The sequence below is a fragment of the Bacillus sp. B-jedd genome, from assembly GCF_000821085.1.
GTDB lineage: Bacteria > Bacillota > Bacilli > Bacillales > Cytobacillaceae > Bacillus_D.
Genome location: NZ_CCXR01000003.1, coordinates 1 through 5,262, shown reverse-complemented (window position 1 = coordinate 5,262; position 5,262 = coordinate 1). Strand labels below are relative to the sequence as shown.

Sequence of the window (5,262 nt, the reverse complement as noted above, 5' to 3'; positions counted from 1 at the left end):
GGCTCGTCAGCATGCGTGTCAATGGCGGATTCCCTTATATTACCGTTAATGATGGAGATTATTTGAAGAATGGCGAGCTGTATCTGAAGCACTGGTATGAAGGAATCGAACTGGATGTGAAGTACCTTGAAAAAGTGCTGCCATACATCCACCAGCTATGGGGCAGGACGGCCCACATCGAAACGATGATTGAAGAAAGGGCTATGCTATTCACTTATGATGGTAAAGGGGTCCACCGGAAGTATTTATAGAGGGAAGTGGGGGCAGCATTGTGAATGCTGCCTTGTCTTTTTGTTATTTACGTATTTGATTATATTTAAACTTGTTATTTTTTATAAAATTTTTCATTGTTTAATCCACCTCAGTAAAGCAGAATGAACACATGGAAGGTAACAGGAAAAGCATACTCCCAGTAATACTGTTATAATAGTGTCAAATGTGTCAAATTTTGCAATCAAGGAGAAACATCATAAAAAAGTTAATCATTCTGTTTTTCAGTATTTTTGTGGCAATGCCATCTATCGTAAGTGCACACACTAGCTTGACATCATCCAATCCAGAAGATGGACAGCTAATATAAGTGGATATAGAAAAAATATGATCAGGCTCGTGATTTCATAAAGAAATTGGAGTAGGAACATGGTGAAAAAAACGTCCGTGTTAAATTTGACGGCTATGGCTGAGGACAGCCAAAATTAGGGCTGGCTCTGGATGAGCCAGAAGAAAGTGATGTAAAATCGATAATCAACGAAATTCAGGTAGCAATCGATCCCATGATTTTAGACAATACGGAAGACGTGGTTCTTGATCTTAGCAGAAACAAAGAAAATCAGGACTAGTCATTCTGGGAAATACTGGTCATTGCTGTTAGACTAGATTGAATATCCTAGGTAGCAGTTTTAAAAATATTGTTATAGTACTGTGATATCAAAATAATACTGACCGCCAATTATATTTGGTGGTCTTTTCGGAGCTACAATTTTCCTTTATAAATATAAAAGCTGTTTCCCAAGAAACAGCTTTTGAAAATATATGGAGCAAGATTATGTGATTCCCCGACATGACATCTTTGTTCTAATGGGGAAGCTAGTGGGCTAAGCAAGAGTATGAGAGTTTCTGCGTTTTATTTATAAATATAAAGTTCCTATATAAGTTTCATCTGAAACAGTGTTTTCTTTTTTTAAATAAGGGAGATTATAACCTTCATTAGAAACATAAATCCTAACTTTTTTTTCAAGACATTCAAACTTAATGTCTCCAGCTAAATTTTGTGTAATAGTATTATAATCGCTATAATAATGGATATGCTCGGAGGGTGCCTGTCCAATAACTATCATTTTGGGATTCAACACCCCAAGAATCTCTTTTGGAATTTGACCACTTTTTCTTCCGTGATGAGGGGCAAATAAAATATCAACTTTTGACCAATTTACTTCATCTTTAATTTTTTCCATAAATTCAGTTTCTAAGTCACCCATCCATAATGCAGTTACACCATTTTCAAGTCTATATTTAATAATACAAGAAATATTATTTGGGCTTTCACCGTTTTTAGCTTTCTCCAATTCATTTTTGAAATCTTCATTTTCCATATCTGGCCACAGTATACTTATGCCTGAACTTCCTCTTTCATCGTCATAGAGATTCATCCATTTCCTTTTTACTCCTTTTTCAATATAAAATGCCTTATCAGAATCCCTTAATTCACAGTATTTTTTAAACTCCGAAGTTTCCTCAGCCTTTGTTGCTTCATTTTCTACACAGTAAAAGTTTCTGATATTCATTTTCTGGTCTAGATATTCTAATCCGTAAAAATGGTCTTCATCAGGATGGGTAGAAATAAAACGAGTGATACCCTTATTTTTGGACAAAAGCAATAATTCATCGACAATCCTTTCTCTGTCATCTTCATAAAGAAAGCAGTCAATAATCGTAAAATTGTCACTGTTATGGTCAATATAAAAGGTATCTCCGTTTCCCACTGCAAATGATTTTATTATGCTCATTAGTACTCCACCTCTTTCTTATTGAATTAACTACTCATCGCAAACTTCTAATAAAGTTCTGGCATATGCTTTCGCTTTAGAATGAACTGTGTTCTTAGTAATTAATGACTGTGAAATAATAATAAAAGTGGTAATCGAGATTGATACCCATTCTAAAGGAAAAACATTCTTGAAATCGAACTGGTGCCTTTGATACATCAAACCAAAGGAACCGAATAAAATGATTGAATTAATTAAGAGGCTCCATGGTTTTAGAGCCCAAAAATTACGAGCGAATCCATAACTGATATTTTCTCTAAATAGAAGAGAGTATTTTTGAGTATCACGCGTTTTTGCTAAAAGCCATTTAATTCCTGAATCATAAACCTTATCTGCATTTTCTTTATTGCTGGATTCCTCTTCGGGAGTGGGACAGCGAAAATCCGCAATGTTTTTCTCTAAAAATTGATGATATCTTTTTTTAGTTAAGGGATCGATAGTAGTGTCTACATGTCGCAAGAAACGTGTACTTGGCATTCCGTCCCAATCCACAATCAAAGAATCTTGCTTTTTTTTCCCAAGTTCCCTAGTTAACTTGCCAAAAAGATAAGAAATACCAACAAAAAATACAGAACCTAGGATTGTTGATAATACCCCCCTTAAATCGTCAAAAAAACTATAAAGTGCAGCGAAAGTGGGGAAAAGGCTTATTAAGGCAGGATATAACCTGGCTTGTCTTTCATAAGGATTAAAAAAGTCTCTTAGCATGTCCATTTTAATCGACCCCTTACTACAATTTCTATCAAAATTTTACAATATTACATTTTTATTCTAACTTAATTTGATGCTAGTTAAAACATAATTTTTTTAAAAAATGGATTGTAACAGTCCAGGGATGGTGACATACACAAACTTACTTGGGAGTAATTTCCTCAATGGTATGAAGGTATGTACTAAGTGTTGGTCATTAATATTGTTTACAAAGCTTATTACTTAAATAAGAGTAGACTCGCCATGTAATGGCGAGCTATTAATATAAGAATGAGAAAATGCCTGCATAGGACTTTTCCTTTATTTTTTAGATGAAAAGTTGTAAAATTATGTGAAAATAGAAATTTTAAACCAAGTACAAATTTTTGCATATGAGGGACTAAATAATGGATATTAAATCGCCAAAATTAGACGAGTTGATCTATAAGATTGAGGAAATTAAACGAAGGAAAATTATTGATTACAAAGATATAAGTAATTTAAATTATGTTGATGTAAATAACAACTTAAGAAAATTAAAAATTTATAATAACCATTTAATCTATGGGCGAAGGGGAAGTGGAAAAACGACCTTAATGATGAAGGCACTAAATGAAAGTTCATTACTTAAGAATATTGATGTAATTGTAGACGCCCAGATTCTGAAGTCAGATTCTGATTTGGACATAGTTATTCAACTTATTGAAAAAATTCTAAACAGACTTATTGAGAGTTTAAATGAAGAAGAAGATATTGAATTAGCAAATGCATATAAAAAGGAAACAAAATCTTTTAAGGGAATAATTAAAAAAATATTTAAAAAGCAAGAAAAATCGATTTTACATAGATTTGAAGAATATCAGGAGCTTATTTATGTACTGGGAATTTTAGGAAATTCACTCCGGATTTTGAAAACACAGCCTGAACAAATCACATTAACCATTTCAAAGCAAGACTCAACAGAAAATACAACCAACAAAACAAAAATTAAAAAATTTAATTCCAACACAACAATTGAAAATTCGAATGACCTGGGTTATGGGTATCAAAAAATTAAGAGTACATTAAAAACCCTTAGTTCAATAAATATCTCGATGGAGAATAGCGTAGAAATTAGGAGTAGTAATCAACAAACTACTGGCGTAACAGCGACGGGTTCCAAAACAATTACCAAAGCTGAATTATTAAGAGACATAAAGGACAGCATTATTGAATTGATCAGTAAATATTACCAGTATAAATCTCGTCACATTATATTAATTCTAGATGATTTTTATCAGATACCCTTAGAAAAACATCCTTATATTATTCAATACTTTCATGATATTTATAAAAATTGCAGCTCAAGTGCCTTTTGTTTTAAGGTTTGTTCCTTACCAAATAGACTGAGAATGAATGAAAAGGGAAATGGAGATTTTTCTCATAAGGATGATTTTTCACCGATAAATTTAGATAATGATTTATCCAGCTTAGAACGAGTAAGGGATCATTTGATCAGTATATTGTTGAATATTGATGTTGATTTAGGCTTAACAAGACAGGATATTATATCACTATTCACTAATGATGAAACTTTGTTATACGCAGTAATAGCTGCTGGAGGAAATCCTCGGGATTTTTTAATAATATTTATGGAATTAGTAAGATCCACCCGAGGTGAAGATAAGCAAAAAGTCCAAAAATCAAATGTCTACTCGGTCATTAAACAACTTAAGGATGATAAAGATAGTACTCTTGAGGATGACTCTGACATTAATCCAGAAATAGTCAGACAGGCCATAACAACCCTTGAGGCAGAAATAGTAAATAAAAGAAACACTAATGTATTTTTGTATCCGATGGAAAAGTCAAAAGAACATGAACCGTTACTTAAAAATTTAGTAAATTTAAGGTATTTACATCTCATCAAAGATTCCACATCTTCGGAAACCAAAAAGAAGGAAGAGTTTGTTGCATATTTAATTGATATGAGCTTTTACGTCTCTGAAAAAAGCATTAAGAGAGGTTTTAACTTCCGACCGTTTTGGCAAAAGGACTCGGAGGCAAGATTAACTCATTTAAGAAATGCACCAATATTTCAATTTTCCGATGAATTGGTAAACCAAAAACAACTTGAGTTGGTTAAATAGAAAACGCATACGGATTTTAGGAGAGGGACAAGCTATTTGCTTGTTCCTTTCTGCTTTTAATCTGAATATGCTGAACTGACTTTTCCTGAAGATTCGAGTGGAGCTGAAAAAATCCTTAGGAGAAGGAGGCTGGGCTTCCTATTGGCATCAGCGGATTATTAGGGAAATGGATCTGACGAGTGCCGAAGCGATTGAATTTGCAAAATTAAATGCCGGAGTTGTCCAGCCCTCCAAGACTGGCATAAACCCTTACTACCTAGGGATCAAGATATTTGAGGATATTGAGGAGAGGTACAATAAGCCGACAGAGGAAATGAAGCGCCGTGGGGTGAAGCCAGGTTCTGGCCGGGAGAAGATGTTCGAGGTGAGGGAAATGGACTCTGATATTTCCTTCCTGA

General features: G+C 33.7%; 3 protein-coding genes and 2 pseudogenes. 3 read left to right on the top strand and 2 right to left on the bottom strand.

The genetic code is table 11. The features are described 5' to 3' along the window. Window positions 1-251 (top strand): annotated as a pseudogene (locus BN1002_RS22945) (stage V sporulation protein R); the annotation flags it as partial. 876 nt (window positions 252-1,127) lie between these two features. Here the strand turns inward: BN1002_RS22945 and BN1002_RS22940 are convergent. Further along, the gene (locus tag BN1002_RS22940; protein WP_048828366.1) at window positions 1,128-2,006 is read right to left on the bottom strand and encodes a ComEC/Rec2 family competence protein; all 879 of its coding nucleotides are present in this window, start codon (window positions 2,004-2,006) and stop codon (window positions 1,128-1,130) included. Window positions 2,007-2,036: 30 nt separating this feature from the next. After that, window positions 2,037-2,759, bottom strand: coding sequence for a hypothetical protein (locus BN1002_RS22935; RefSeq protein WP_048828365.1), 723 nt, complete (start codon window positions 2,757-2,759; stop codon window positions 2,037-2,039). Between the two features lie 383 nt (window positions 2,760-3,142). Here BN1002_RS22935 and BN1002_RS22930 point away from each other — a divergent pair, with 383 nt between their 5' ends. Both BN1002_RS22930 and BN1002_RS22925 read left to right on the top strand, forming a co-directional pair. Further along, complete coding sequence (locus BN1002_RS22930) at window positions 3,143-4,864, top strand: ORC-CDC6 family AAA ATPase (RefSeq protein WP_048828364.1); 1,722 nt, start codon at window positions 3,143-3,145, stop codon at window positions 4,862-4,864. Between the two features lie 124 nt (window positions 4,865-4,988). Further along, window positions 4,989-5,262, top strand: a pseudogene (locus BN1002_RS22925) (SpoVR family protein); the annotation flags it as partial.

Coding starts and splice junctions, on each gene's coding strand:
- BN1002_RS22940 (WP_048828366.1), bottom strand. CDS start 2,006: ATGAGCATAATAAAATCATTTGCAGTGGGAAACGGAGATACCTTTTAT.
- BN1002_RS22935 (WP_048828365.1), bottom strand. CDS start 2,759: ATGGACATGCTAAGAGACTTTTTTAATCCTTATGAAAGACAAGCCAGG.
- BN1002_RS22930 (WP_048828364.1), top strand. CDS start 3,143: ATGGATATTAAATCGCCAAAATTAGACGAGTTGATCTATAAGATTGAG.